The 26,455-nt window shown below is 66.2% G+C and carries 25 protein-coding genes; 18 read left to right on the top strand and 7 right to left on the bottom strand.

From position 1 onward, the window contains the following. Positions 1-26: 26 nt before the first annotated feature. From IB243_RS10175 to IB243_RS10115, 13 genes are all read left to right on the top strand, one after another. Complete coding sequence (locus IB243_RS10175) at positions 27-641, top strand: LysE family transporter (protein WP_055402191.1); 615 nt, start codon at positions 27-29, stop codon at positions 639-641. A 36-nt stretch (positions 642-677) separates the two neighbouring features. Continuing rightward, positions 678-1,490 carry a ParA family protein gene (locus IB243_RS10170; RefSeq protein WP_192426742.1) on the top strand — a complete coding sequence of 271 codons (813 nt, stop codon included), beginning with the start codon at positions 678-680 and terminating at the stop codon, positions 1,488-1,490. Positions 1,491-1,524: 34 nt separating this feature from the next. After that, positions 1,525-2,067, top strand: a complete 543-nt coding sequence (locus IB243_RS10165; protein ID WP_192426740.1) for an alpha/beta hydrolase — start codon at positions 1,525-1,527, stop codon at positions 2,065-2,067. Positions 2,068-2,137: 70 nt separating this feature from the next. Further along, the gene (locus IB243_RS10160) at positions 2,138-2,434 is read left to right on the top strand and encodes a cupin domain-containing protein (protein WP_192426738.1); all 297 of its coding nucleotides are present in this window, start codon (positions 2,138-2,140) and stop codon (positions 2,432-2,434) included. A gap of 37 nt (positions 2,435-2,471) precedes the next feature. Next, entirely contained in the window at positions 2,472-3,389 is a 918-nt protein-coding gene (locus tag IB243_RS10155) for a ParB/RepB/Spo0J family partition protein (RefSeq protein WP_055402181.1), read from the top strand. Between the two features lie 237 nt (positions 3,390-3,626). Next, a complete protein-coding gene (locus IB243_RS10150) occupies positions 3,627-4,964 on the top strand; it encodes a hypothetical protein (protein ID WP_192426736.1) in 1,338 nt (445 codons plus the stop codon). Between the two features lie 10 nt (positions 4,965-4,974). Then, positions 4,975-5,718: a class I SAM-dependent methyltransferase gene (locus IB243_RS10145; RefSeq protein ID WP_192426734.1), complete on the top strand. Its 744-nt coding sequence runs from the start codon at positions 4,975-4,977 to the stop codon at positions 5,716-5,718. Positions 5,719-6,045: 327 nt separating this feature from the next. Continuing rightward, complete coding sequence (locus tag IB243_RS10140) at positions 6,046-7,578, top strand: COG3014 family protein (protein ID WP_010465115.1); 1,533 nt, start codon at positions 6,046-6,048, stop codon at positions 7,576-7,578. A 35-nt stretch (positions 7,579-7,613) separates the two neighbouring features. Further along, entirely contained in the window at positions 7,614-8,024 is a 411-nt protein-coding gene (locus tag IB243_RS10135) for a YcfL family protein (protein WP_010465116.1), read from the top strand. Between the two features lie 47 nt (positions 8,025-8,071). Next, positions 8,072-8,686, top strand: coding sequence for a penicillin-binding protein activator LpoB (lpoB, locus tag IB243_RS10130; RefSeq protein ID WP_225584878.1), 615 nt, complete (start codon positions 8,072-8,074; stop codon positions 8,684-8,686). A 189-nt stretch (positions 8,687-8,875) separates the two neighbouring features. Further along, positions 8,876-9,838 (top strand): hypothetical protein, encoded by a 963-nt coding sequence (locus IB243_RS10125; RefSeq protein WP_010465120.1) that lies wholly within the window; start codon positions 8,876-8,878, stop codon positions 9,836-9,838. A gap of 201 nt (positions 9,839-10,039) precedes the next feature. Next, a complete protein-coding gene (locus IB243_RS10120) occupies positions 10,040-11,083 on the top strand; it encodes an alpha/beta hydrolase (protein WP_370540332.1) in 1,044 nt (347 codons plus the stop codon). A 9-nt stretch (positions 11,084-11,092) separates the two neighbouring features. Beyond that, positions 11,093-11,548 carry a GNAT family N-acetyltransferase gene (locus IB243_RS10115; protein ID WP_225584877.1) on the top strand — a complete coding sequence of 152 codons (456 nt, stop codon included), beginning with the start codon at positions 11,093-11,095 and terminating at the stop codon, positions 11,546-11,548. Between the two features lie 72 nt (positions 11,549-11,620). On the opposite strand, the gene IB243_RS10110 is transcribed toward IB243_RS10115, so the two are convergent. Then, a complete protein-coding gene (locus IB243_RS10110; RefSeq protein ID WP_192426732.1) occupies positions 11,621-12,556 on the bottom strand; it encodes a LysR substrate-binding domain-containing protein in 936 nt (311 codons plus the stop codon). Positions 12,557-12,723: 167 nt separating this feature from the next. Here IB243_RS10110 and IB243_RS10105 point away from each other — a divergent pair, with 167 nt between their 5' ends. After that, positions 12,724-13,128 carry a tautomerase family protein gene (locus IB243_RS10105; RefSeq protein ID WP_192426730.1) on the top strand — a complete coding sequence of 135 codons (405 nt, stop codon included), beginning with the start codon at positions 12,724-12,726 and terminating at the stop codon, positions 13,126-13,128. 12 nt (positions 13,129-13,140) lie between these two features. On the opposite strand, the gene IB243_RS10100 is transcribed toward IB243_RS10105, so the two are convergent. From IB243_RS10100 to IB243_RS10090, 3 genes are all read right to left on the bottom strand, one after another. Beyond that, positions 13,141-13,779 (bottom strand): flavin reductase family protein, encoded by a 639-nt coding sequence (locus IB243_RS10100; RefSeq protein ID WP_192426728.1) that lies wholly within the window; start codon positions 13,777-13,779, stop codon positions 13,141-13,143. A 245-nt stretch (positions 13,780-14,024) separates the two neighbouring features. Further along, a complete protein-coding gene (locus tag IB243_RS10095; RefSeq protein WP_192426725.1) occupies positions 14,025-15,344 on the bottom strand; it encodes a hypothetical protein in 1,320 nt (439 codons plus the stop codon). A 279-nt stretch (positions 15,345-15,623) separates the two neighbouring features. Beyond that, on the bottom strand, positions 15,624-16,592 hold the full coding sequence (locus IB243_RS10090) for a helix-turn-helix domain-containing protein (RefSeq protein ID WP_192426723.1): 969 nt from the start codon (positions 16,590-16,592) through the stop codon (positions 15,624-15,626). Between the two features lie 65 nt (positions 16,593-16,657). Here IB243_RS10090 and IB243_RS10085 point away from each other — a divergent pair, with 65 nt between their 5' ends. Beyond that, the gene (locus IB243_RS10085; RefSeq protein WP_192426721.1) at positions 16,658-17,926 is read left to right on the top strand and encodes an MFS transporter; all 1,269 of its coding nucleotides are present in this window, start codon (positions 16,658-16,660) and stop codon (positions 17,924-17,926) included. Positions 17,927-18,114: 188 nt separating this feature from the next. Beyond that, the gene (locus IB243_RS10080; RefSeq protein ID WP_010465138.1) at positions 18,115-18,627 is read left to right on the top strand and encodes a DUF1993 family protein; all 513 of its coding nucleotides are present in this window, start codon (positions 18,115-18,117) and stop codon (positions 18,625-18,627) included. 105 nt (positions 18,628-18,732) lie between these two features. On the opposite strand, the gene IB243_RS10075 is transcribed toward IB243_RS10080, so the two are convergent. Next, positions 18,733-19,194: an Lrp/AsnC family transcriptional regulator gene (locus IB243_RS10075; RefSeq protein WP_192427399.1), complete on the bottom strand. Its 462-nt coding sequence runs from the start codon at positions 19,192-19,194 to the stop codon at positions 18,733-18,735. A 239-nt stretch (positions 19,195-19,433) separates the two neighbouring features. Between IB243_RS10075 and ggt the strand changes: the two genes are divergently transcribed. Next, positions 19,434-21,311, top strand: a complete 1,878-nt coding sequence (gene ggt / locus IB243_RS10070) for a gamma-glutamyltransferase (protein ID WP_192426720.1) — start codon at positions 19,434-19,436, stop codon at positions 21,309-21,311. 69 nt (positions 21,312-21,380) lie between these two features. Here the strand turns inward: ggt and IB243_RS10065 are convergent, their stop codons facing one another. Next, the gene (locus IB243_RS10065; protein WP_192426718.1) at positions 21,381-22,340 is read right to left on the bottom strand and encodes a LysR family transcriptional regulator; all 960 of its coding nucleotides are present in this window, start codon (positions 22,338-22,340) and stop codon (positions 21,381-21,383) included. Between the two features lie 145 nt (positions 22,341-22,485). On the opposite strand from IB243_RS10065, the gene IB243_RS10060 reads away from it, so the two are divergent. After that, positions 22,486-23,871, top strand: a complete 1,386-nt coding sequence (locus IB243_RS10060; protein WP_192426716.1) for a hypothetical protein — start codon at positions 22,486-22,488, stop codon at positions 23,869-23,871. Between the two features lie 155 nt (positions 23,872-24,026). On the opposite strand, the gene IB243_RS10055 is transcribed toward IB243_RS10060, so the two are convergent. Further along, positions 24,027-26,264, bottom strand: a complete 2,238-nt coding sequence (locus IB243_RS10055; protein WP_010465148.1) for an NADP-dependent isocitrate dehydrogenase — start codon at positions 26,262-26,264, stop codon at positions 24,027-24,029. Positions 26,265-26,455 lie beyond the last annotated feature (191 nt).

Here is a 26,455-nt window from a genome sequence, read left to right as displayed (position 1 = left end):
ACCCGTCCAGCACACCGGGAGAGATCATGTTCGGCATCGCAGACTACGGCGCCTTTGTCGCCGCCATTGTGTTGTTCCTGCTCATTCCGGGCCCCGGTAATCTGGCGCTCATCACCTCCACCAGCAAGGGCGGCGTGCGGGGCGGCCTGGCGGCCACAATGGGGGTGATCGCGGGTGACCAGGTGTTGATGTGGGCCGCGGTGGCCGGTGTGGCGGCGCTGCTGGCCACGTACCCCACAGCGTTCAATGCAGTGCAGTGGTTGGGCGCGGCCTACCTGGCTTGGCTGGGCTTCAAGATGCTGACGGCCAAGCCCGGCGCACAACCCATCCTCAACATCCAGCCTCGCCACTACTTCAAACAGGCCGGCCTGATCACCTTGCTCAACCCCAAGGCCATCGTGTTTTACATGGCGTTCTTCCCTCTGTTTGTGGACCCGGCCCGGCACCAGGGGTTGCTGACCTTTGGCGTGATGGCAGCGACGGTGGCGGTGCTGACGTTTATCTATGGGCTGGTCGCCGTGCTGCTTACGCACCACCTGGCCGAGCGCATGCGCGCCAACCCGCGCATCGGCCGCGTGCTGGAGAAGGTGGCGGGCGTCTTTCTGATCGGCTTTGGCATCAAGCTCGCCATCTCCAAATAAAACAACGACAACAACAACACGGACTGCAACACCCACATGGCCAAAATTTTCTGCGTTGCCAACCAAAAGGGTGGCGTTGGCAAGACCACCACCACTGTCAACCTTGCTGCGGGTCTGGCCAAGATCGGCCAGCGCGTGTTGATGGTGGACCTGGACCCGCAGGGCAACGCCACCATGGGCTCGGGCGTGGACAAGCGCAGCCTCGACCTCACGGTGTACGACGTGCTGCTCGAATCCGCCTCGGTCAAAGAGGCAGCCGTGTTGTCGGAAAAATGTGGCTACTGGGTGCTGGGCGCCAACCGCGAACTGGCGGGTGCCGAGGTGGAGCTGGTGGCGCTGGAGCACCGCGAAAAACGCCTGAAGGCCGCGCTGGCCGAGGCCGATGGCGACTATGACTTTGTGCTCATCGACTGCCCGCCGTCGCTGTCTATGCTCACGCTCAACGGCCTGTGCAGCGCCCATGGCGTGATCGTGCCCATGCAGTGCGAGTACTTCGCGCTCGAAGGGCTGACCGACCTGGTCAACACCATCAAGCAGGTGCACGCCAACCTCAATGCCGACCTGCAGATCATCGGCCTGCTGCGCGTGATGTTCGACCCGCGCATTACCCTGCAGCAGCAGGTGAGCGACCAGCTCAAGGGCCACTTTGGCGAGAAGGTGTTCAACAGCGTGATCCCGCGCAACGTGCGCCTGGCCGAAGCGCCCAGCTACGGCTTGCCCGGCGTGGTGTTTGACCCGGCGGCCAAGGGCAGCCAGGCCTTCGTCGAGTTTGCGCAAGAGATGGTGGACCGCGTGAAAAACATGCCAGCTGCTGCATCTTCCATGGCAAAAATGGCACCTGGCGCTTGATGGATAAGCGCTAACAGCTATTAAATTGATAGTAATGAAGGCGTCCAACATCCTGTTGCTGCCCGGCTGGCAGAACTCCGGCCCCGACCACTGGCAAAGCCGCTGGGAGGCTGTGCACGGCTACCAGCGCGTGGAGCAGCACGACTGGATGCGCCCGCTGCGCGGTGACTGGTCGGCGCGGCTGGAAGAAACCGTGGTCGATGCCGACGGCCCCGTGGTGCTGGTGGCGCACAGCCTGGGCTGCGTTCTCACCGCGTGGTGGGCTGCGCATTCAGCCAACGCGCACCGCGTATTGGGTGCGTTGCTGGTGGCACCGGGCGATGTGGAGCGGCCCGATCTGGCCGCGCAGATCCACGGCTGGGCGCCCATTGCACGCAAGCCCCTGCCGTTCCCTGCCGTGCTGGTGGGCAGCCGCAACGATCCGTATTGCAGCCTGGAGCGCGCTGAGGGTTTGGCGCAGGCTTGGGGCGCTCGCTTCATCGACTGCGGCGAGCGCGGCCACATCAATGCCGAATCGGGCCTGGGCGATTGGGACGAGGGGCACGGCTGGCTGATGCAGCTGGCCGACCCGGCATGAGCCGCTGGGCCTTGTGGCGCGTGGTGCGCCGTGTAGCCGTCAGCTACCGAATTTCTCAGTGATCCGATACATGACCAAAATCAACCTGTCCGCCATCGCCGACCAACTGCCCCGCGCCTGGAGCTCCACAGTCGTGGGCCAGGCCGCAGGCGCCAACGTCAAGGTGCTGCGCATGGACGCCGCCGCCTACCCCGACGAGTCGCACGACTTTGACGAGGCGCTGCTGGTGCTCGACGGCTGCATGCGCCTGGACCTGCAAGGGCAGGTCACCGAGGTGAACGCGGGCGAGGTGTTCATCGTGCCCGCTGGCGTGCCCCACGCGGTGGCACCGGGCAGCCATGGCACGCTGGTCATCATCGACCGCTGAAGACTCTTTCCCCATTCCTTTTCGCGAGAAGCATTTCATGGTCACCAAAAAACCCAAGGGCCTGGGACGCGGCCTCGAAGCCCTGCTGGGCCCCAAGGTCGAAGAAAAAGTGGAGCAGGCCCAGGCGGCTGAAGCCGGGCTGCCCAGCAGCCTGCCGCTGTCTGAACTGGTGCCCGGCGTGTACCAGCCCCGCACGCGCATGGACGAGGGTGCGCTGTACGAGCTGGCCGAATCCATCAAGGCCCAGGGCATCATGCAGCCCATCCTGGTGCGGCGCCTGACGGGTGGGGACAACGCCGGCAAGTACGAAATCATCGCGGGCGAGCGGCGCTTTCGGGCTTCGCGCCTAGCGGGCCTGGCCGAGGTGCCGGTGCTGGTGCGCGATGTGCCCGACGAGTCGGCGGCGGCCATGGCGCTCATCGAGAACATCCAGCGCGAAGACCTCAACCCGCTGGAAGAAGCCCACGGGTTGCAGCGCCTGGTCAAGGAGTTTGGCCTCACGCACGAGCTGGCCGCGCAGGCCGTGGGCCGCTCGCGCAGCGCCGCCAGCAACCTGCTGCGCCTGTTGAACCTGGCCGAGCCCGTGCAGACCATGCTGATGGCGGGCGACATCGACATGGGCCATGCGCGCGCGCTGTTGTCGCTGGACCGCGCCGCGCAAATCACGGCGGGCAACCAGATCGCGGCCAAGAAACTCTCGGTGCGCGAGGCCGAGGCCCTGGTCAAGAAGATCGGCGCCGAGTTCAGCCTGGTGCCGCAAAAGCCCCAGAAGGAAAAGTCGCGCGACATGAAGCGCGTGGAGGAAGAACTCTCGGACCTGCTCATGGCCGAGGTCGAGGTGCGCGTGAAAAAGCGCGTGAAGCGCCATGGCCGGGTCGAGGACATGGGCGAACTGGCGATCCAGTTTGGCTCGCTGGAGGCCTTGAACGGGCTGATCGACCGCCTGCGGGGCTGATCTCCCTGCACACCAGGGGCGCCGTTCTACTTCGGCGCAACCATGCGTGAAATAGCGCACAGAAACGGTTTCCAGCCGTAACTTGCGCAGGCAAAATGCGTCTGTGCGGGGCCTACACTGCGCTGCGTTCAACACACCCGGGTTGACCGCAAGGCCTCTTCACAGGGCGGCGAAAGCGCCGTTCTGCGGCCCACGATGGTTTGCCGGGTGATCCATGTATCTCCTGGAGCAGACCCCATGACCCCTTTGCGCTTCGTCCTGACCCCCGCCTGCCTGGCCGTTGGCCTGAGCATCGCCAGCCTGGGCGCCCAGGCCCAAAACACCAAAGCCCCCAAGGTCCAGCTGTGGATGGACGTGTCCACCGGCACCATGGCGGGCATGCCCGAGATGGACAGCCTGCCCGGTGGCGGCGGTTTGCTCGGTGGCCCCATGGGCGGTGGCGCGCAGGGCAGGGCGGGCGGTGGCAACACGTCCTATGGCAACGCCCGCGCCATGTCCATCATGCCGCCGCGTGTCATCGACATCGCCTTGCACAACACCCTGCGCCCCGGCGTCGAAGCCAGCCAGGCCATCCCGCCCGGCATGCGCATGGGTGAATCCCTTCCGCTGATCCCGCCCCGTGCCCAGCCCACCCAGACCGAGCCGGGCGAGGTGCCGCAGGAATACCAGCAGCACCAGCCCAAGGGCCGCATCCTGCTGTACTGGGGCTGCGGCGCCACGGTGCGTGCAGGCCAGCCGCGCGTCATCGATCTGGCGCGCGCCAAGCCGACCGACTACGCACAGGCCTTTGCCGGCCGCGCTGTGCCCGACCGGGGGCCGCGCGTGGGCCCGGCCTACGCGCTGTACCCCAACGAACGCAACCAGGTGAGCCTGTCGCGTGACGCCTCGCTGGTGGGCGAGCACCAGGTGCGCGGCGACGGCGTGCCCGCGTCCATGAAGTTCACGCTGGGCACGGCGCAGGATTTGATGCCCGCCATCGACCTGCGCACCACCGGCAAGCCACAGGACAGCATGGGCACCAGCTGGCAGCCCGTGCGCAATGCGCGCGCCTACTACCTGCACGCCATGTCGCAGAACGGGGACGACCTCGTGATGTGGTCCAGCGCCGAAACACCCGACACGGGCATGGGCCTGTTCGACTACCTGTCGCCCGCCACCATCGACCGCTGGCTCAAGGAGCGGGTGCTGCTGCAGCCCGAAACCACGCAGTGCGCCATCCCGCAGGGCATCTTTGCGGGCGGCGGGCGCGATGCCACGCCCATGCTGCGCATGATGGCCTACGGCGGCGAAAGCCACATCGTGCACCCGCCGCGCCCGGCCGACCCCAAGGCCGCGTGGGAGCCCGAGTGGGCCGTGCGCGTGCGCGTCAAGTCGCACACCATGGCGATGCTGGGCGAAGAGATGCAGGGGCGGCGCGGCGGCATGGGGGCTGCTCCAGCGGCTGCCTCAGGCGGTGCCTATTCGAGTGGCATGGGTGGCGCGCCGGCAGGCCAACAGCCGGCGGGCGAGGGTGGCACGGATGCGGGCAACGTGGTGAACCCCGTCAACCTGCTGCGCGGCATTTTTGGCCGCTGAGAACGAACCCATGTTGGCCCTGCGCATGCCTTGGCCCCTGCCCGCGTTGGTGGCGTGGGCGTGCGCGTGGCTGATTTTTGTGGCCCTGCAGCGCGCGGTCCCGCCCGTGGCGGCCTTGCTGGTCGCCTGCCTGCTCGGGACGGCGGCCAGTGTGCTGGGCGACAGCTGGTGGCGGCGCGGGCTGATTGCGGCGGGCTTTCCGCTGTCGCTGGCGCTGCTGGGCGCGGCCAGCCTGCCGACCTGGGCGTGGCTGGTGCCGCTGGCGCTGCTGCTGCTGGTGTACCCCCTGAACGCCTGGCGCGATGCGCCGCTGTTTCCCACGCCCCACCATGCGCTGCAGTCCCTGGCCTCGCAGGCCCCGCTGCCGCTGGGGGCCCGGGTGCTGGATGCGGGCAGCGGCGTGGGCGATGGCCTGAAGGCGCTGCGCCATGCCTACCCGGCCGCGCAACTGGAGGGCATCGAATGGAGCTGGCCCCTGCGCCTTCTATGCGCCCTGCGGTGCCCCTGGGCCCGGGTGCGGCGCGCCGACATGTGGGCCGAGGACTGGAGCCCCTACCGCATGGTGTACCTGTTCCAGCGGCCCGAGAGCATGGCCCGCGCCGCCGCCAAGGCCCAGGCCGAGCTGGCACCCGGCGCGTGGCTGGTGAGCCTGGAGTTCGCAGTGCCCGGCGTATTGCCCTGCGCGCAGCTGCGTGCGCCTGGTGGCCGCGTGGTGTGGCTGTACCGCCTTCCCCTGAACCGCCTGGAGGCATGAGATGCCCATGTTCCATTGCGATTTGCGCTGTTCGGCGCAGTTACAGAAAAGATACAAGCTTTTGCTACATTGCGTCCCTGGCTACAACCCCATACAAAACTACCAAGAAACTCACAGCCAGAGGGGGCTGCCAGCAGCACGTGAACGCGCCGGGAGGGGGCGCACCGGCCGCCAGCACCTTCCTTGTCCGGACTTCCCATCCTGCAGGCCACACCGGCTTCTGCGGCGCACCACCATGACCGGTGTGCCCGCAGCGCGGTGCCGTCTTGCGCGTGGACATGGCCGGGGTTTTCTGGTGCACAACCGACCGATCTGCAAGGAGCATTCATGACCGCCCACCCATCCCGTTTCCGCCCACGCCTTCTGTGGGTGCTGGCCCTGAGCGCCGCCCTGACCGGCTGCGCCACCATGCAGAGCCATGACAAGCTGGCGACCGACATGCAAAACGCTGGCCGCAGCGGCGGCATTCCCGCCGCCATTGCCCAGCTCGAAAGCACGGCCAAGAGCGAGGAAGAAAAAACCGCGCTGCTCTACAACATGGAACGCGGCGAATTGCTGCGCATGGACCGCCGCTACCCCGACAGCACCAACGCTTTCCTGCTGGCTGACATCAAGGTCAAGGAATGGGAAGAGACTGCCAAGACCAACCCCAGCAAGCTCATGGGCACCGTGGGCGCTGCGCTGATCAGCGAACGCCTGAAGGTCTATGAAGGCCAGGACTATGAAAAAGTGTGGGTGACCACACGCCTGGCGCTCAACCGCATGGCCGTGGGGGATTTCGAAAATGCCCGCGTGGACATCAAGCGCACCCACGAGCGTGAAGCCATCATTGCCGAGTTCCGTTCGAAGGAAACCCTGGCGGCGGAAGAAGAAGCCAAGTCCAAGGGTGCCACCTCGGGGGGCAAGGAACTCAACGGCTACCCCGTAGAGACGCTCAACGACCCCGAAGTGCTGGCCCTCAAGAACGGCTACCAGAACGCCCTCTCCCACTATCTGGCCGGCTTCCTGTACGAAATGCTCAACGAGCCTGGCCTGGCTGCGCCCGGCTACCGCAAGGCCATCGAACTCAAGCCCGAAACCGGTGTGCTCGAAGAAGGCCTGCGCGGCCTGGACAACCGCACCGGCTTTACCTGGAAGCGCCGCCAGCGCATGACCGATGTGCTCTTCATCGTCGAAGCCGGTGATGCTCCAGCGCGCAAACCCAAGGCCTTCACCATCCCCGTGCCTACGGGCCGGGGCCTGGTCACGGCCAGCATCTCCTATCCGGTGATCGAGCCTTCCAAGGACGCCCTGCTGACCACCATCTCCGCCGCCGGTACCGACCTCAAGCTTGAAAAGGTGGTGGACGTGAACGTGATGGCGCGCCGTGCGCTCAAGGACGAAATGCCCGGCATGGTGCTGCGTGGCTTCACCCGTGCCGTGGCCAAGGGCGTGCTGCAGAACGAACTGCAAAAGCGTGGCGGCCTGATTGGCGGCATCATCGGTGCGGCGGCCTCGGTGGCCACCGAGCAGGCGGACGATCGCATGTGGCGCATGCTGCCCGGCCGTGTGTACGTGGCCCGTGGCTACTTGCCACCGGGCGAGCACGTGGTGAGCGTCAATGGCCGCCAACTGCCCCAGCCGATCAAGATCGACGGCCAGTACGCCCTGGTGCCCCTGCGCATGTATGACAACAGTGTGCTGACCGGCGACGTGGCCATGCTGGGCCAGCTGCCCACCGTGGCTGCCGCACAAGCGGCCCCGGCGGCAGCAACACCCGCCGCCCCGACGCGCACCTCCAACAACAACCGCACCCGCGCGGTGCCCCAGTCGGCGGTCAAGTCCACGGCGACCACCCCTGCGGCGCCTGCCAAGAACTGAACCCGCATATGTCCCATTTTCAAGGAGCCTCTGGCATGAGAACCCGTTTTGCCCTTGCTGCTGCACCCGCCCTTGTGTGCGCGGCCCTCACGATGACCCTGGCCACCAGTGCCAGTGCCCAGCTGCACGACCCAGCCACCCCGCTGGCCGTGGCCTCCAAGGTCGCCTTGCGCGGCGAAGCCAACAGCATCGCCGTGCGCGAGATGCGCATCGTGCGCAAGAACGACATCCTGGTGGTGCAGGCCGACATGGCCAACATGGGCCGCACCGACCGCACCGTGTTCTACCGCTTCAAGTGGCTGGACAACGTCGGCAACCAGGTGGGCGATGGCGAGTCGTGGAAGCAGATGAGCGTGCTGGGCCTGGGCCAGCAGACCGTCAAGAGCGTGGCGCCCACTGCCGCGGCGGTTGACCTGCGCCTTGAAATGAATGTGGAGCCGCGCTGAACCCGCGCTGCCCCATCGCAATATTGTTGAGTGAGGAGTTGAAAACCATGACCAAGCACACCATCCAGCGCAGCGCGCTGATCCTGGCCTTCGCGGCCGGCACGCTGGCCCTGTCGGCCTGCCAGAACCTGTCTTCGCCCACCGTGCGTTTTGACCGCCAGGTCAACTACGGCGATGCCAAGGCCGTCGAGCTGGTGACCAACGAGTTCGGCTCCACCGACCTGCAGATGATTGCCGAGAAGATGACCGGCGGCCTGCTGGAAACCGGCATCTTCCAGGGCCGCCCCACGGTGACGATCTCCACCGTGAAGAACAAGACCAGCGAGTACATCGATACCACCAACGTGATGAGCTCGATCCAGACCGCGCTGGTCAAGTCGGGCAAGGTGCGTTTTGTGCGCTCCATCAACGAAATGCAGCAGGGCGTGGACGAGCTGCAGCGCCAGAACCAGAGCGGCCTGTACAAGCAGGGCACCACCGCCAAGGTCGGCCAGATGACGGCAGCCAAATACACCATGGAAGGCGAGCTCACCAGCATCGTCAAGCAGAACAACAACACCAAGGACGTGTACTACAAGTTCACGCTCAAGCTGTTTGATGTGCAAGAAGGCACGATCGAATGGCAGGACGAGAAGGAAATCCGCAAGACGAGTAAGAGGTAACCCCCTGAGCGGCTGCGCCGCTTCCCCCTTTCTCTCGCGCTGCGCGCGGGAAGGGGGACGACGCCATCGCTGCGGGGCGGCCCTTGCTCGGCGTCCCGCGCCTGGTTCGCGCCAGTTTTTACCGGCATGAGCACTGCTCGCGCCGGTCGATTGATTCAAGACTTTCCGTTAGCTCACAAGGAGCACACCATGCAACGCAGAACCACTTTGCACACGGCCCTGGCCGTGATCGCCGCCACCACCATGGCCTGGGGCGGTACCGCCCTGGCGCAGCAGCCCGGCGCGGCGCCCAAGATCGCCGTGACCGACCTGGCCTACGCCCAGCGCGTGTCCGAGTACTTCCTGGCCGGCACCTACCAGCGCAGCAGCCAGATGAGCGCGGGCGGCAGCCACAGTGGCGGCTACAGCCACGGCCCCTACGGCGGCTCGGGCTCGCACTCGGGCAGCCAGCACATGCAGGCGTCCGAGCAGGCCAGCGGCACCTACGTGGCCGGGCGCTACAGCTACATCGAGCAGCGCGAGCTCGGCGGCTACACCAACGACATCAAGGGCGCCATCCTGCAGGGCACCTACTTCCGCCTGATCCAGGGCAAGGGTTTTGACGCTGGCAAGCCGCAAAACAGCAAGGCCGAGCAGATACTCAATCAGGTGCAGACCGGCAAGATGGCCACGCCCCAGGTGCAGCCCCAGGTCAACGACGTGATCAGCCGCATCAAGAAGGGCGAGTTCAACGGCGCCGACTACGTGCTGTTCGGCGTGGTCTCCAGCATCGACTTCACCGACGCGCTCTCACCGCTGCAGGGCACCACCAGCGCCACACGCCAGTATGGCCTGCAGCTCCTGGCCGATTTCTCGCTGATCAACACCAAGACCTACGAGATCAAGGCTGCGTTCTCCGCCCAGGGCGAAGGCAACGACACCAAGATCCTGTCGATCCGTGGCGACATCGCCCCGCCCAACCGTGCCAAGGTGATCCGCGAGACCTCGCTGTCGCTGGCGCAGGACGTGTACCAGCAGATGGCCATGCAGCTGGGCTACACCGACGCGAACCTGGCGCGCGGCGTGCGCCCTGCACCGGTGTACCAGCAGGGCGGCCAGCCCATGCCCATGCCGCAGCCCCAGCAGCCTGAGCAAGTCCTCATCTTGAAGTAGCAGGGGGCAACCCCCTGATGCGCTGCCGCTCGGTGCTGATCGCCGGAGGCGGCAGCCTCTTGCTCGGTATCTCGCGCTGGGCGGCGCACCAGTAGCAGGTGCAGCGCCCGGCGTGGTCGCAGTCATGCCAGACTGTGGCCTGTGCTCAACGTAAAACACCTTTCTGCTTCTGCCGCACCTTTGCGGCCCCTGGTCAGCCCTGTGCTGGCCTTTTTCGTGGCCACGGCCGTTGCCTGTGTGCTTGGTGGCTGCGCCGCATCGCCCCCTCCGTTCTATGCGGCGGCCGTGTCCGGATCGCTGGTGAATGTGTACGGGCCCGAAGCTTCCGCAGAGACACCGCAGGCGCCCGCGCAGGCCCCACCCCCGTCGGAGACCTTCGCACTGCGGCCGCTGCCAGGCGCCGATGGCGCCACGCTCCAGGCCCTCGCGCGCAGCGAACGCACCGCACCGCTGCGTTACCGTGTGATCGTCATCCCCGGCTCCGGCTGCGCGGGCATGGGGCCGATTGCGGACCGCTACTTTGCCGGCCTGCTGCACGCCCAGGTGCTGGTGCTGCACAAGCCCGGTGTGGACCCCCAGGCGCGCACGGCGCCCGCTGACTGCGCACGCGACTTTGTGCAGCAGGACCGTCTCTCCACCTGGCTGGCCCACGCCCGCGCGGCCCTGGTAGCGGATGCGCAGCAGCGCGAACGTGAAGGCGCGCCCGCGCTGCCGCAGCTGCTGGTGGGTATTTCCGAAGGGGCCGAGCTGTTGCCCGCCCTGGCGCCCGAGGTGCCGCAACTTGCCGGCCTGGTGGTGCTGGCCTCCAGCGGGCTGGACCCGCAGGAGGCCGGCGCCCTGCAGGCACAGCGCCTGGAGGCGCAAGCAGACTGGGAGGAGCTGGGCCGCGTGGTGGCTGGACGCCGTCCCGACAGCGCCGTGGCGCAGGGCCGCAGCCTGGGCTACTGGCGCGACCTGTGGAACTGGCCGTTGACCCTGCCGCTGGTGCAAAGCCCCTGGCCGTTGGTGCAGGTGTGGGGCAGCGACGACGCGCTGGTGCCCGCCCCCGCCTACGAGCGTTTTGCGGAAATGGCCGCTGTGCGCACCGTGCCCTATTGCGCGCGGCGCATCGACGGCGCAGACCACGGCCTGCAGCGCCTCGTGGCCGGTGGGGCGGGCGCGGACGGTGTGCAGCAGGTGTGGGCCTGGACCGAACAGTGGGCGCGCGAACCGGCCGCTGGCCTGTGCGCACCGCTGTTGCGGTAGCTTTGCGCCATGAACTTCCAATTCAGGCGAGCGGCAGAGAAGGACGCGATGGCCGTGAGATCGCTGACTCGCGCCGCTTATGCGAAGTGGATTCCGGTGATCGGGCGCGAGCCGCTTCCCATGAAGGCCAACTACGAATCGGCCATCAGAGAGCACTTGGTCGATCTGCTGGAGGTGGACGGCAGTTTTGCCGCGCTGATTGAGATGATCCCGGAGCCAGAGTGGTTGCTCATTGAAAACGTTGCGGTCGCACCGTCTTTTCAGGGCCGTGGCTGTGCCCGCATCCTGATGGATCACGCGCAGAACACGGCGTTGGGGCTGCGACTCAAAGGTCTTCGGCTTTTTACAAACAAGCTGTTCGAGTCGAATGTTGATCTGTACCTTCGACAGGGGTTTGTGGTGGATCGCGAGGAGTCTTTCATGGGTGGCGTCACCGTCTACATGAGCAAGTCGCTGATGTCGTAACCTCTGATCGTCATCGTGCTAAGCAGTGCTGCGACGGGCTCAGCGGTGCCGGGTTTTTAAGGCAACGGGGCATCAATCCAGCTGTTGCGGACCAGGCGGTGCCGGTGTTGCCGCAGCCTGCGCCTGCAGCCAGGCGCAGAACACATCGAGCCGGGGCAGGGGGCCGCTGGCGCGGCGGCGCACCACGTAGTCATACCCCGAGGCCACAAACCCCAGCGGTGCCACCAGCCGCCCCGCCAACACGTCGTCCACCACCAGATGCCACGGGGCCACGGCAATGCCCAGCCCGCGCACAGCGGCCTCCAGCGTGAAGTAGTAGTGCTCGAACTCCGGCCCCGGCTGCGAAGGTGTGGGCACGGGCACGGCAGCGCCCGCCGCTGCCCCCCACATGGCCCAGGCGTTGCGCCGCGTGCGGGTGTGCAGGCGCAGGGGGGCCAGGGCCGGGTCCGCCAGGTCGGCGGGTTGCTGCAGCGCCACCCGCTGCGCCAGTTCGGGGCTGAGCACGGGGCCCAGGTGTTCGGCAAAGAGCCGTTGCTCCCTGCTGGCATCCCGCGCCCCGGTGGCCTCTTCGGCGGTGATGACCAGATCGCCGTGTGGGTGTTTGGCATCGGTGCCTGCGTCGGTCGTGCGCAGGCGCACCTCGATGCCCGGGTGCCGGGCCTGGAAGTCGAACAGCCGGGGGATCAGCCATTTGACGGTGAAGGTGCTGAAGCAGGCCACGTCCAGCGGCCCTCGGCTGGAATCGCTGACTTCGCGCACGGCGTCGGCGATGTGGGCAAACGCATTGGTCAGCACCGGCTGCAGCACATGCGCCGCCGGGGTGAGGGTGGGGCGGGCCTTGCTGCCATCAAACAGGGCCACGCCCAGGTGCTGCTCCAGCTGCCGCACCTGGCGGCTGATGGCGCCGGGTGTGACCGACAGCTCGTCCGCCGCCGCTGTCATGCGGCCCAGCCGGGCAGCAGCCTCGAACGCGCGCAGGGCACTCAGTGGGGGGAGATGGTGGCTCATCTATGTGATTTTAGGGCACATAAATCCAGCCAAATCATCGCTTTTCAATCGTGAAATTGATAGCAAAAATAGATGGACTTTTAAGCGCCAGCGGCTTGAATTGTTTGAAAACTGGCAACCGCTGGCCTGAATGTCATATTTGATTCAAATGAACATAGGAGAAAACCATGCCCTTTATCCGCACCAACGTTCCGCAGGACACCCCCGCCGCCACGCGCGAGGCCATCGTGCAAGGCATCCACCAGGCGCTGGTGGACGGCATCGGCATGCCGCCGGACGAGCTGTTCAACCTGGTGGCCGGCTACGCTCCCGGTGAATTTGCCTGCAGCCCCACCTTCAACGGCGTGGCCCGGTCCGACCGCGTGGTGGTGGTCGAGATCACGCTGCGGCGTGGGCGCAGCGATGCGATGAAGCGGGCCCTCTATGCTGCCATCGCGCGCAACCTGTTGGCCATGGCGGGCGTGGCGCCGGCCGATGTGTTCATCTTCATGCACGAGAACGACTATTCCGACTGGTCCGTGGGCCATGGCCGGTTTGCGATGGACCTGGTCCAGAACAACGCTGCAGCCTGAGCGCTGTGGTCCCTAGCGCGGCCGGACCATCTTGAACAGCTGCTCCGGCCCCACGGTGAAGTAATCGGCTGGGCCGCCACCGCGCAGGATGTGGCCCGCGTTCGCTGTGTCGTACACGCCGTCATTGAGCAGTGCCCGGTCGATGTGCACGGCCACCACTTCGCCCAGCACCAGCCAGGTGTCCACCTTCTCCCCGTCCACGCCTTGCAGCCGCAGGATCTGCGTGCTGCGGCATTCAAAGGTGACGGGGCTTTCGGCCACGCGCGGCGGGCGCACGCGGGTGGAGGGCCGGGTGCTGAGGCCCGTCAGCTCGAACTCGCTCACCTCGGGCGGCACGGCGGCGCAGCTCTGGTTCATCACCTCGGCCAGGTCGCGCGTGGCCAGGTTCCACACAAATTCGCCCGTGGCCTCCACGTTGCGCACCGTGTCCTTGTAGCCAATGCTGGCAAAGCCCACGATGGGCGGCACGTAGTTGAAGGCGTTGAAAAAGCTGTAGGGTGCCAGGTTGGTGGCGCCCGCCGCGCTTTGCGTGGAGATCCAGCCGATGGGGCGCGGCCCCACGATGGCGTTGAACGGGTCGTGCGGCAGGCCGTGGCCCAGGCGGGGCTCGTAGCTGTGGATGTCGTCGCGGCGGGGTGGGGTGGTGTTCATGGGGCGCTGGGAGGTTGGATGAGGTGCACGCTGCAGCGGGTGTTCCTTTCACCGCGCAGACTCCGTTTCGCACATTACCTCCGGCTTGTGCTGGGGACAGTCACCAGGATTTCAAAACGCTACAAAAATAATAGCTGAAAGCGCTTTGTGGTTAGGCGGAGAAGGTCATTTCTATCAAAAATGGACCACAAGGTTCCATTTTTTGGGTGGCGATTTCCTGTCACCGCTGGGGTGCCGGCAGCGGCTTATTTTTGGAACAGCACCAGCTGGGTCTCTGTCGCCACCATGCCGCCCCGTTCGGCGGTCATCGTCACTTCGTAGCGGGTGCCGGGCAGCGGTACCTGCGAGGAGAAGCTGAACGAGAAGTCACCGTTGCCATCGGCCTGTACACGCTGCGACAGCAATTCCTGGTTCAGGCCAAACACGCCGACGAGGGTGCCTACCGCATTCACCTTCACATCCACCACCGCGCTAGGCACGGTGCGGCCGCGTATGACAACGGCGCCCCTGTCGACCGTGGCATGGTTGGCATGGCTGCTCACCTGCAGCTGCACGGTGGTAGGCGCGGCGTTCGCTTGCGAAGCGACGTTGAAGGTCCAGTTCTGGCGCATGCCGTTGCCCACCAGGTCCCGGGCGGTCACTTCCACCGGATACCGGCCGGTGGGTAGGTCCGCGCGGTAGGTGAAAAACTGCGGTGTGATCTGCGAGGTGGACGTGACATCGCGTCCCGCGATCACGATGCGAACGCTCTTGGGGTCCACACCCACACCACCGACGTCATCAAACGTCCCGGACACCGAGGTGGCTGCACTGCGCGGGATTGTCTCCCCGTCGCGCGGCGACACATGGCGGATCACCGGCGGTTTGGCATCGGCGATCAGGGGCTGGGTCAGGGTCGAGGAGACCGTGCGGTCCCCGACACGCAACGTGGCGACCGTGGGGCGCGACGGTGCCAGGTTGTCCATGCGGCGGATGGTGTACGCACCCTCATACACGCCCGGCGATACCTCGCGCATCGGCACGTTGTCGATGACACCGGGAATGTCGAAATCAGCCCTGCCTCCTGGGGCGCCGTTCAGCGTAAAGCGCAATTCGGCGCCGGGTTCCATCTTGTCGATGGGGGCAACCGAGAAACGGTCGATCTTCAGGCCAGGTGGCGGTGTCGCCACCACGTTCCGGCCACCAACGTCGGCCGGAAGCGAGTAGTTGCTGGTGATGGTGCGGTTGCGCACCTTCAGCGTGGCGCGCACGGCGCTGCCTTCATGGAGCCGGTCCTGGCGGCGGACGGTGTAGCTGCCCGTGTACACGCCCCGTTCGGTTTCCTGCAGCACGATGGCCCGAGGCACACCGGCAACATGGAGTTGGACCCGGCCCCGCGGTGTGCCTTCTACCGTGAACTGCAGATCTGCGCCGGCCCGCAGACCGTCGTCTGTGACCACCTGCAGTGATCGCAATTCAGGGGCGGCGGGCTGCGCCATGACCGTACCCGGAACGACCATCAGGGCGGTGGCGGCGGGGAGCAGCAGGAAAAAGGCTGCCACCTGGTTGCGAATGTGTTTTGTCATGGTGTTCAAACCTTTGTAGGGAGATTGCCCACTGTGACGGCCACGGAAGATTTCGAACGTAGGCGGGCAGGACTAACGATCCAGGACAGGGCGCTGATCGACTGTCAGGCGCACGCCCGGTCTGGCCATTTCACGCGGCGGCCCCGCACCGCTGCGCGGCGTGCGCCGGCGGGGCGGCTGCACAGACGGGGCGCAAGCGGGGCGCAGATGTGACAGGAAAGCACTGGGACCTGCTGTCCACGTCCACTGTGCGTCGGCATCCCTGTGGTGGCGCTCGCCCTAGTGCGCAGGCACTGGCTGCTGCTGCCCCAGAAACCGCCCCGGCGGCTGCCCCACTGACTTGCGCACCATGGCGCTGAAGGCGCTGGGGCTGTAGCCCAGTTCGGCGGCGATCTGGCCCATGGGCATGCGCCCGGCGGCCAGCGACACGGCCTTGGCCAGGATCACCTGTTGGCGCCACTGGGTGAAGGTGCTGCCCAGTTCGGAGCGGAACAGCCGCGCCACGGTGCGGGGGCTGGCGCCGGTGTCCCGCGCCCAGTCGGCCAGGGTTTCGTGGCGCGTGGGGTCGGCCAGCACGGCTTCGCACAGATGGCGCAGGCGCTTGTCCTGAGGCAGGTCCACGCCCAGCTTCACGGCGGCGGCGCGGGCCAGTTCGTCGCGCACCAGGGCGCTCAGGTGCTGCTCGCGCAGCAGTTCGGCGGCTGTGGGGGGCGGGCCGCCGTCAGGAGTGGTGGGCATCTCGCGCACCAGCGAGCGCAGCAGGTCGGACACCTCCAGCACGCGGCACTGGCGCCAGGCGGCGGTTTCGTCATCGCTGCGCTGGCGGGGGTTGCCACTGCCCAGGGCGCCTGGCCCGCACTGGCCGCGTGGCTGGTGGAAGTACAGCGTGCGCAGGTCGGCATCCTCCACCATCGTCACGGCATGTTCCACCCCGGGCGGAATCCACAGCGCGCGCGAGGGCGGCACGATGTAGGTGCCATGGCTCACCGTGAGCCGGATCACCCCCGTGGTCGAGATCGCCACTTGCGCCCAGGGGTGGCTGTGGGGCATCACCTGGGTGTCGGCGGCCAGCCAGCGCAGCTTGGCGCGCACCGGGCGGGCGGCGGTGGGCACAAACAGCTCGGGTGTGAGCGAACCGACGTACGACAGCCCGCGCCGGGCACGTGGCACGACCTGGGCGGCAAAGTGCTCCACCCCCGGTTCGGGGGGCGCGAAGGGCGCGGGAGGCGTGGCGGGCAGGTTTGGCATGTTTGCGATAGAACTTGGCCGACTATCGTAAACCTGCCGAAGCCTCCCTGCCTAAGATCAGGCCCATGACCCCTTCCTCCTCCGGCACTGCCACCAACCCTGTCCCCCTGCGGCAGGATGCCCGCACCATCGGCCTCATTGGCCTGGCCCATGGCAGCTCGCACTTTTTCCACATGCTCCTGCCGCCGCTGTTCCCGTGGCTGATCGGCGAGTTTGGCTTCAGCTACTCCGAGCTGGGCCTGCTGGTGTCGGTGTTTTTTGTGATCTCGGGCGTGGGCCAGGCGCTGTCGGGCTTTTTGGTGGACCGCGTGGGTGCGCGGCCGGTGATGTTTTTTGCGCTGTCGAGTTTTGCGGCGGCAGGCCTGGCTGCGGGCACCGCGCAGGGCTACCCGGGGCTCTTGCTGGCAGCGGCCCTGGCGGGCTTGGGCAATGCGCCCTTCCACCCGGTGGACTTCACCATCTTGAACAAACGCGTGTCGCCGCAGCGCCTGGGGCATGGCTTTTCGGTGCACGGCATCAGCGGCAACCTGGGCTGGGCCACGGCACCGGTGTTCATGGCGGGCATCGCCACGGCCACGGGGTCGTGGCGCACGGCCTGCCTGTGCGGCGCCCTGTTCGCCCTTGCGGTGCTGGCCATCATGGTCTGGAACCGCGATGCGCTGGATGACCGTCAGGGCGCCTGGGCGCACCAGGCCAAGGGCGGGGCCGGGGCGGCCAAGCCCGAGCACCCCATGGCCTTCCTCAAGCTGCCCTCGGTGTGGCTGTGTTTCTCGTTCTTCTTCTGGAGCACCTGCGCGCTGAGCGCCATCCAGAGTTTTGCCAGTCCGGCGCTGCAGTCCATGTACGGGCTGCCGCTCAGCGTCACCGCCATGGTCGTCACCGGCTACATGCTGTGCGGCGCGGCGGGCATGCTGATCGGTGGCTTTCTGGTGGGGCGTGTGCAGCGGCTGGAGAAGATCATCTCGGTGTGCCTGCTGGGCTCGGCCGCGCTGCTGGTGGTGGTGGCCATGGGCTTCCTGCCCGGCATGGCGGCGGTGGCCGTGGCTTCAGTGGCGGGGCTGGGCACGGGCCTGGCCGGCCCCTCGCGTGACATGCTGATCAAGCGCGCGGCGCCCCCTGGCGCCACGGGCCGGGTGTATGGCACGGTGTATTCGGGGCTGGACCTGGGCTTTTGCCTGGCCGCCCCGGTCTTTGGCGCCATGCTGGACCAGGGCATGACCTCGGGCATCTTCTACGGCTCGGCCTTCACGCTCGCGCTGAGTGTGGTGTCGGCGGCGCTGGTGGGAGTGGGTGTGGCAGCACGGGCCGCTCGGCCCCTGGCAACCGCTGCCTGATCGGGAGGGGCGAAGCGGTCCCCCGTTGGTGGATCGTCGGTGGGTCATCGATCAATGGGCCCGGTGCGCCAGGGGTTCTGGGCGCGGGTCAGCGCATGGATGTGGCTTGTGTTGCAATCGCTGTCGACTGCGCTGGGGCCTTTGAATGGCCTGCAGTGTGCAGCCCCCCAACACCATAAGGACCCCCCATGACCCACCCCATCTACAACGCCAGCATCCCTGTCTTCCGCCAGATGCTGGGTTCCCTGAAAGACGTGCTGGCCAAGACCGAGGCCCACGCCACGGCGCGCAAGATCGAGCCGGACGCTTTGCTGCAGGCGCGGCTGTTCCCCGACATGTTTCCGCTGGCCCGCCAGGTGCTGATTGCCTGCGACTTCGCCAAAGGCGTGGCCGCACGCCTGGCCGGGGTGGAGGTGCCGTCCTTCCCCGACGCCGAGCGCCCCGGTTTTGCCGACCTGAATGAACGCCTCGACGCCGTGCTGGCGTTTGTCGAAGGCCTGCCAGAGGCGGCGTTTGCCGATGCCGCCACGCGCCAGATCACCATCCAGCCCGGCACGCCGCGCGAGAAGCAGTTTGTGGGCGAACACTACCTGCTGCACTACGGCCTGCCGCAGTTTTTCTTCCACGTGAACGCGACCTACGCCATTGCGCGCCACAACGGCGTGGAACTGGGCAAGCGCGACTACATGGGCAAATACTGATCCGTACGCCTGAAAGGCAGCCCGGGGTGACCTGGGCCTGCCTTGTCCCCGGGCCAACCGGCACCCATGCCACAGGCCAGGGCGCAGAAGGTTCCTCAAGGGCCGCTACTGCGCGTAGTTCAGTGGCAGCGCGGTGGTGAACTTGATTTCCTCCATCGCAAAACTCGAACTCACGTCCGACAGCGCCACGGCCTGCGTGAGCCGCTTGTAGACCGCGTCGTAGGCACGGATGTCGGGCACCACCACGCGCAGCAGGTAGTCCACGTCCCCGCTCATGCGGTAGAACTCGACGATCTCGGGAATCCCCATCACGGTATCCCGCAGGGTCTCGAACCATTGCTGGTGGTGCTGGCTGGTCTTGACCGCCACGAACACCGTCACACCCACATTCACCTTGCGCGGGTCCACCAGGGCGACGTGGCGGGTGATGTAGCCCTTCTCGCGCAGCCACTGAACGCGCCGCCAGCAGGGTGTGTTGGACAGGTGCACGGCCTCGGCCAGCTCGGCCAGCGGTGTCTCGGCATTTTGCTGCAGCATCGCCAGCAGTTGGCGGTCAATGGAATCCAGATTCTGTTTCACGGCAAATATGAAAAATCGTTTCTCATATTTGGCGCTAATCGGGGCATAAAAGCAAAATGATTCCGGGACCCGTGCCACATACTGAACAGGTGTTTCTGGCACGGAATCTGCGGTTCTATTGCCGTAGATCCTGGGCCCTGCATCCATCGTGGTGCAGGCAAGTCCGCCCACCGTGGCCCGCTGCCAGGGCCCGCTTTGTTCCTCCCGTTCTTCCAAGGATTTCATTCATGGCGCCTTCTGTCTTTCGACGCAACCCTTTTGCCACGGGCCTGAGCATCGCCGCACTGGCCGTGCTTGCCGCCTGTGGTGGCAATGACGGCCCCACGACCCCGGTGGCCACACCCGAACCCACCGAGCAGTACGTGCCGCCCGAGCCGCCCTCAGGCTACACCCCCAAAGCCATCAGCTACGCCAACAAAGACATGGTGGCTGCGGCCAACCCATTGGCGGTGAAGGCGGGCGTGGACATCCTGGCCAAGGGTGGCACCGCCACGGATGCCGCCATTGCGGTGCAGATGGTGCTGAACCTGGTGGAGCCGCAGTCGTCGGGCATAGGGGGCGGAGCCTTCATGCTGCATTACGACAAGGGCGCGAACAAACTGTTGGCCTACGATGGCCGCGAGACCGCACCCAAGGCCGCTACGCCCAACCTGTTCATCGGTGCCGATGGCAAGCCGCTGGCCTTCCTGGCGGCGGTGGATGGTGGCCTGTCGGTCGGTACGCCGGGTGTGTTGCGCATGCTCGAAGCCGCCCACAAGGCGCACGGCAAGCTGCCATGGAAGGACCTGTTCGAGCCCGCGATCCAGCTCAGTGAAGAAGGTTTTGCGATTTCGCCGCGCATGAGTGTGTCGATCGCAGGCTCGGCCGCACGCATCAAGGCACAGGGCGAGCCCGGCGCCAGCTACTTTCTCAACGCCGATGGCACGGCCAAGGCAGCAGGCACGCTGCTCAAGAACCCGGAGCTGGCAGCCACGCTCAAGGCCATTGCGGCTGGCGGCGCCAACGCGTTCTACCAGGGCGACATTGCCAAGGACATCGTGGCCAAGGTGGCCAGCCACCCCACCAACCCCGGCAAGCTGGCGCTCGATGACCTGAGCGGCTACACCCACAAGGTGCGCGAGCCCGTGTGTGGCGTGTACCGCGTGTTGTACCGCGTGTGTGGCATGCCCGCGCCCAGCTCGGGCGGCATTGCCGTGCTGCAGACACTGGGGTTGCTGCAGGGCTTTGACCTGGCGGCCATGAAGCCCAACACGCTCGATTCGGTGCATGTGGTGTCCGAGGCCTACCGCCTGGCCTATGCGGACCGCGCCCTGTACGTGGCCGACCCCGACTTTGTGAGCGTGCCCCAGGCGGGCCTGATCAACGCCGACTACCTCAAGGAGCGTGCCAAGCTCATCAGCCTGCAAAAGAGCATCGGCGTGCCCGTGGCCGGCACGCCACCGGGGGTGAGCGGCGCCAAGGGGCAGGACAACTCGCTGGCCCTGCCATCGACCACGCACCTGTCCATCATCGACAACGCGGGCAACGCGGTGTCCATGACGACCACCATCGAGAACGGCTTTGGCAGCCTGCAGATGGTGCGCGGCTTCTTGCTGAACAACCAGCTCACCGACTTCTCGTTCACGGCCACCGACGCGGCGGGCAACCCCATTGCCAACAGCGTGCAGCCGGGCAAGCGCCCGCGCAGCTCCATGGCGCCCACCATCGTCTTCAACGCCACCACGGGTGACCTCGAAGGCGTGGTCGGCTCGCCCGGCGGCAGCGCCATCATCCAGTACACCGCCAAGACCATCCTGGGCATGACGGACTGGGGCCTGAACGTGCAGCAGGCCATCAACCTGCCCAACTTCGGTGCGCAGACCAATGCCACCACGTCCATCGAAAAGGGCTCGGTCATCGACACCGCCGCCCTCCGCGACGGCCTCAAGGCCCGCGGCCACACCGTGGCGCAGACCGACACCTTCACCAGCGGCCTGCATGGTGCGGTGTTCAATGGCCTGCGGTCCAACGGCAATGCGGGCCTGCTGGCGCGCAACCCCGGCGCCGGGACCTATGCAGGTGGTGCCGATCCACGCCGTGAGGGGATTGCGCTGGGCAACAACTGAAGCGCGGCGAGGTGATCGGTTCTGCCCCTGATGGGGTCGGTCCGACGCACGGAAGGGCTGTCTGGTGGGCTACCGGGCAGCCCTTTTCTTTGGAGGCTCTGTGGCCACCGCCGGATGTTGTTCGCCCGCCAGCGTGCGCAGCAAGGCGGTGAAGGTGGCCGTGGGGCCCATGTTGTCGTCCGCACGGTAGACCAGGGTGAGCGGCACATCCAGCCGCCCGCCATCCACCAGCGGGCGGTAGGCAATCGCATGCCGGTGCACGCCCAGCATGGACGACGGCACCACGGAAATGCCGGTGCCCGCAGCCACGAGGTTGAGGTTGGTTAGCATGCGTGCCACTTCGGCCACCACACGGGGGCGCACGCCCTGCTCGAAACACAGCGCCAGCAGGTTGGCATACAGGCCCGGTGCGCCCGGGCGGCGCACCAGGATCATGGGCTCGCCCTCCAGGTCGGCGATCTGAATGGGCAGCGGCTTGCCGCGCCGCTGGCGTTGTGCCAGCGGGTGGTCGATGGGCAGCGCCACCATGGCGGGCTCGTGCTGCAGCGTGTCGAACGCCAGGCCCGCAGGCCGCGCCACGGGCACGCGCAGCAGGCCACAGTGCAGGCGTCCATCGGCGACGGCCTCGGTGATCTCGGCCGCGTTGTTCTCGCCAATCTCCAGCACCAGGCCCGGGTGGCGCGCGCGGCACTCACGCAGCGCAAACGGCGTGAACTCATGGGCCGCGGCGGAACTGGTGAACGCAATCGCCAGCCGCCCGGTTTTGCCCTCGGCCAGCAACTGCATGCGGCTTTGCAGCGCATCGAAGTCGTGCACCAGGCGCGTGGCGTCAGCTTGTAGTGCGCGGCCCGCTTCGGTCAGTGTTACGCCCTTGGCATGGCGCTTGAACAAAGCCATGCCCACCGTGTTTTCAAGCAGCTTGATCTGCTGGCTCAGCGGTGGCTGGGCCATGCCCAGTTGCTCGGCGGCGCGCGTCATGTGCCCGGCGTCTGCAACAGCGAGAAAGTAGCGGAGCTGGCGGATGTCCATGTCAGCGGTGCGATGGTGTAAGTAGTGATCTCATACGTAAATCGTATCAAAGATGGTGGATGGACCTATTTGACGTATCGGAACTCCGTTTCTACGATGCGCAGCAGCTACCCACCACAACCATCATTCAACGGAGACTTTCCCCATGGCTGCTTTTCCGCTGCTTCGCGCCTGGCCCCGCTGGACCGGGGCCGCGCCGGCCGCCCTGGCGGCTGCTGTTTTGGCTGCCTGCGCGCCGGTTGCCACCCAACCCCAGGCGGTGGCAGAGGCCGCACCCGCCGCCACGCCATGCCCCAAGGACTTGGCGCCCATCGCCCGCTGCCTGTCGGGCAAGGATTCCGCAGGGGCGTATTACCTGATTGCCATGCCGCAGCAATGGAACGGCCACCTGGTGCTGCACGCCCACGGCGGCCCGGCGCTGGGCGCGCCCAGGATAGAGCGCGCGGTGGAGGACCTGGAGCGCTGGTCCATCATGGTCCGCGCGGGCTATGCCTGGGCGGGCAGCACCTTCCGCCAGGGCGGCGTGGAGGTGCGCGCGGCGGCCGAAGACACCGAGCGCCTGCGGCAGATTTTTGTGCAGCAGGTGGCCCAGCCGCAGCGCACCATCCTGCACGGCCAGTCGTGGGGCGCCAGCGTGGCGGCCAAGGGGGCCGAGATGTTCCAGGTCACGGCGACTAGCGGCAAACGCCCTTACGACGCTGTGCTGCTCACCAGCGGCGTGGTGGCAGGCGGCACGCGTTCGTACGATTTCCGCACCGATCTGCGCGTGGTCTACCAATACCTGTGCAACAACCACCCCCGGCCCACCGATGCGGCGTACCCGCTCAACATCGGCCTGCCGCGCGATGCGGCCATGACGCAGGCGGATCTGGCGGCGCGCGTGAACGAATGTCTGGCGCTGAACAAACCCGCTGCAGAGCGCACGCCCGAGCAGCAGCGCAAACTCAAGACCCTTGTCGACGTGATCCGCATCCCCGCCGGCTCCATCCAGGGTCACATGAACTGGGCCACGTTCCACTACCGCGACGTGGTGCAGCACCGCACCGGGGGTGCGAGCCCGTTTGGCAACCAGGGCGTGCAGTACAAGGGCTCACCCGACGATGCGGCCTTGAATGCCGCCGTGCTGCGCTACCGCGCGGACCCCGCCGCCGTGGCGCGGTTTGCGCAGGACACGGACCTCAGTGGTCGCACCCCCGTGCCGGTGCTCACCGTGAAAGGTGTGGACGACCCCACGGCCTTTGTCGAGCTGGACGCGGCCTTCAAGGCCACCATGGAGCAAGGTGGCAGCGCCGCGCGCCTGGTGCAGACCTTCACCCAGCACCACACCCACAGTTACCTGAGCGACCCCACCTACCCGACGCTGATGACCGCCTTGCTGCGATGGGTGGACGGAGGTGTGAAGCCCACGCCCGAGGGCATCGCAGCGCAGTGCCCGGCCTTCGAGGCGCATTTCGGCAAGGGGTGTGCGTTCCTTCCCCGCTATGTGCCTGCGGCGCTGAACACCCGCGTGGCCGACCGCGAACGGCCCTGATGTTCGGGCAGGGGTAGCGCCGCTCTTCCCCATCATTTGTGACCTGAAATGTGGCTCCCTCCAGGGGCTGCTTTTTTCCATACTGGTGTGGTCCGACAATAAAAAAGGCCCCGACAAGCGGGGCTTTTTTTGGGGGGGAGCGGGCTGTTTGTTGTTTACGCAGCCACGGTCTTCAACGCTGCATTCAGCGTCTTGCTGGGGCGCATCACGGCGTCCAGCTTGGCGGTGTCGGGCAGGTAGTAGCCGCCGATGTCGGCGGGCGCGCCTTGCACCGCAGCCAGCTCGGCCACGATGGTCTGTTCGTCAGCGGCCAGTTGCTTGGCCAGCGGTGCGAACAACTTGGCCAGGTCGGCATCGTCGGTCTGCGCGGCCAGTTCCTGCGCCCAGTACAGGGCCAGGTAGAACTGGCTGCCGCGGTTGTCCAGCTGGCCGGTCTTGGGCGAAGGATTCTTGTTGTTGTCCAGGAGCTTGCCCGTGGCGGCGTCCAGCGTCTTGGCCAGCACCTTGGCCTTGGCGTTGCCGGTCTTCAGGCCCAGATCTTCCAGCGACACGGCCAGCGCCAGGAACTCGCCCAGCGAATCCCAGCGCAGGTGGTTTTCTTCCACCAGCTGCTGCACATGCTTGGGTGCGGAGCCGCCCGCGCCGGTTTCGTACATGCCGCCACCGGCCATCAGGGGCACGATGGACAGCATCTTGGCCGAGGTGCCCAGTTCCATGATGGGGAACAGGTCGGTCAGGTAGTCGCGCAGGATGTTGCCGGTGGCGCTGATGGTGTCCTGGCCACGGATCACGCGCTCCAGCGTGTAGCGCATCGCACGCACCTGGCTCATGATCTGGATGTCCAGGCCCGCCGTGTTGTGCTCGTGCAGGTACATCTTGACCTTGGTGATCAGCTGCGCTTCGTGCGGGCGGTACGAGTCGAGCCAGAACACCACGGGCATGCCGGAATTGCGCGCGCGGTTCACGGCCAGCTTGACCCAGTCGCGGATCGCGGCGTCCTTGACCTGGCACATGCGCCAGATGTCGCCGGCTTCCACGTTCTGGGAGAGCAGCACTTCGCCAGTGGCCAGATCGGTGATGTTGGCCACGCCGTCTTCGGTGATCTCAAACGTCTTGTCGTGCGAGCCGTACTCTTCGGCCTGCTGGGCCATCAGGCCCACGTTGGGCACTGTGCCCATGGTCTTGGGGTCGAACGCGCCGTGCCATTTGCAGAAGTTGATGATCTCCTGGTAGATGCGGGCAAAGGTCGATTCGGGCATCACGGCCTTCACGTCCTTCAGGCGGCCGTCGGCGCCCCACATCTTGCCGCCGTTGCGGATCATCGCGGGCATGGAGGCGTCCACGATGATGTCGTTGGGCGAGTGGAAATTGGTGATGCCCTTGGCCGAATCGACCATGGCCAGCTCGGGGCGGCCTTCGTGGCAGGCGTGCAGGTCCTTCAGGACTTCTTCGCGCTGGGCCGTGGGCAGCGTGGCGACCTTTTCGTACAGGTTGGCCATGCCGTTGTTCACGTTCACGCCCAGCTCTTCGAACAGCTTGCCGTGCTTGGCGAACGCGTCCTTGTAGAAGATCTTCACGCAGTGGCCGAACACGATGGGGTGGGACACCTTCATCATCGTGGCCTTCACGTGCAGCGAGAACATCACACCGGTCTTGCGCGCGTCTTCGATTTCCTTTTCGTAGAACTCGACGAGCGCCTTCTTGCTCATGAACATGCTGTCGATGATTTCGCGGTCCAGCAGCGACACCTTTTGCTTGAGCACCACGGTCTTGCCGCTCTTGGTGATCAGCTCCATCTTCACGTCGCGGGCGCGGTCCAGCGTCATGGACTTTTCGCCATGGTAGAAGTCGCCAGCGTGCATGTGCGACACGTGCGAGCGCGATGCCTGGCTCCAGTCGGCCATGCTGTGTGGGTTCTTGCGCGCGTATTCCTTCACGGCCTTGGGGGCGCGGCGGTCGGAGTTGCCTTCGCGCAGCACGGGGTTCACGGCCGAGCCGATGCAGCGGGCATAACGCGCGCGGATTGCTTTTTCTTCTTCGGTCTTGGGATCTTCAGGGTAGTCAGGGATCGCATAGCCCTTGCCCTGCAGTTCCTTGATGCAGGCCTGCAATTGGCCGACCGAGGCGCTGATGTTGGGCAGCTTGATGATGTTGGCATCGGCCTGCAAGGTCTTCTTGCCCAGCTCTGCCAGGGTGTTGGGCACCTTCTGTTCGGCGGTCAGCGATTCGGGGAACTCGCCCAGCACGCGTGCGGCCACGGAGATGTCGCTCTCGGTCACGTTGATGCCCGCTGGCGCCGCAAAGGTGCGGATGATGGGCAGGAAGGAAGCCGTGGCCAGACGTGGGGCTTCGTCGGTCAGGGTGTAGATGATGGTCGGTTGCTGGGTCGTCATGGCTTGTCTCACGAAACAGAGTGTGTAAATGCCCTCGGCTGCGTTGCAGCGGGGCCAAACGCGGATGCTCTCTGATTCTCCTTGCTCGGGGCTGTCTGTGCCCGCTGTTTTTGCAATCGAATCTCACAATGCAAAATTATCATAAGCCTGCGGCACTTTTTTTCACCAAAAAGGTGGTAATCACCCTTCTG

The sequence above is a fragment of the Acidovorax sp. ACV01 genome, assembly GCF_014851495.1.
GTDB lineage: Bacteria > Pseudomonadota > Gammaproteobacteria > Burkholderiales > Burkholderiaceae_C > Acidovorax > Acidovorax radicis.
This window is presented reverse-complemented; position numbering and strand designations above follow the sequence as displayed.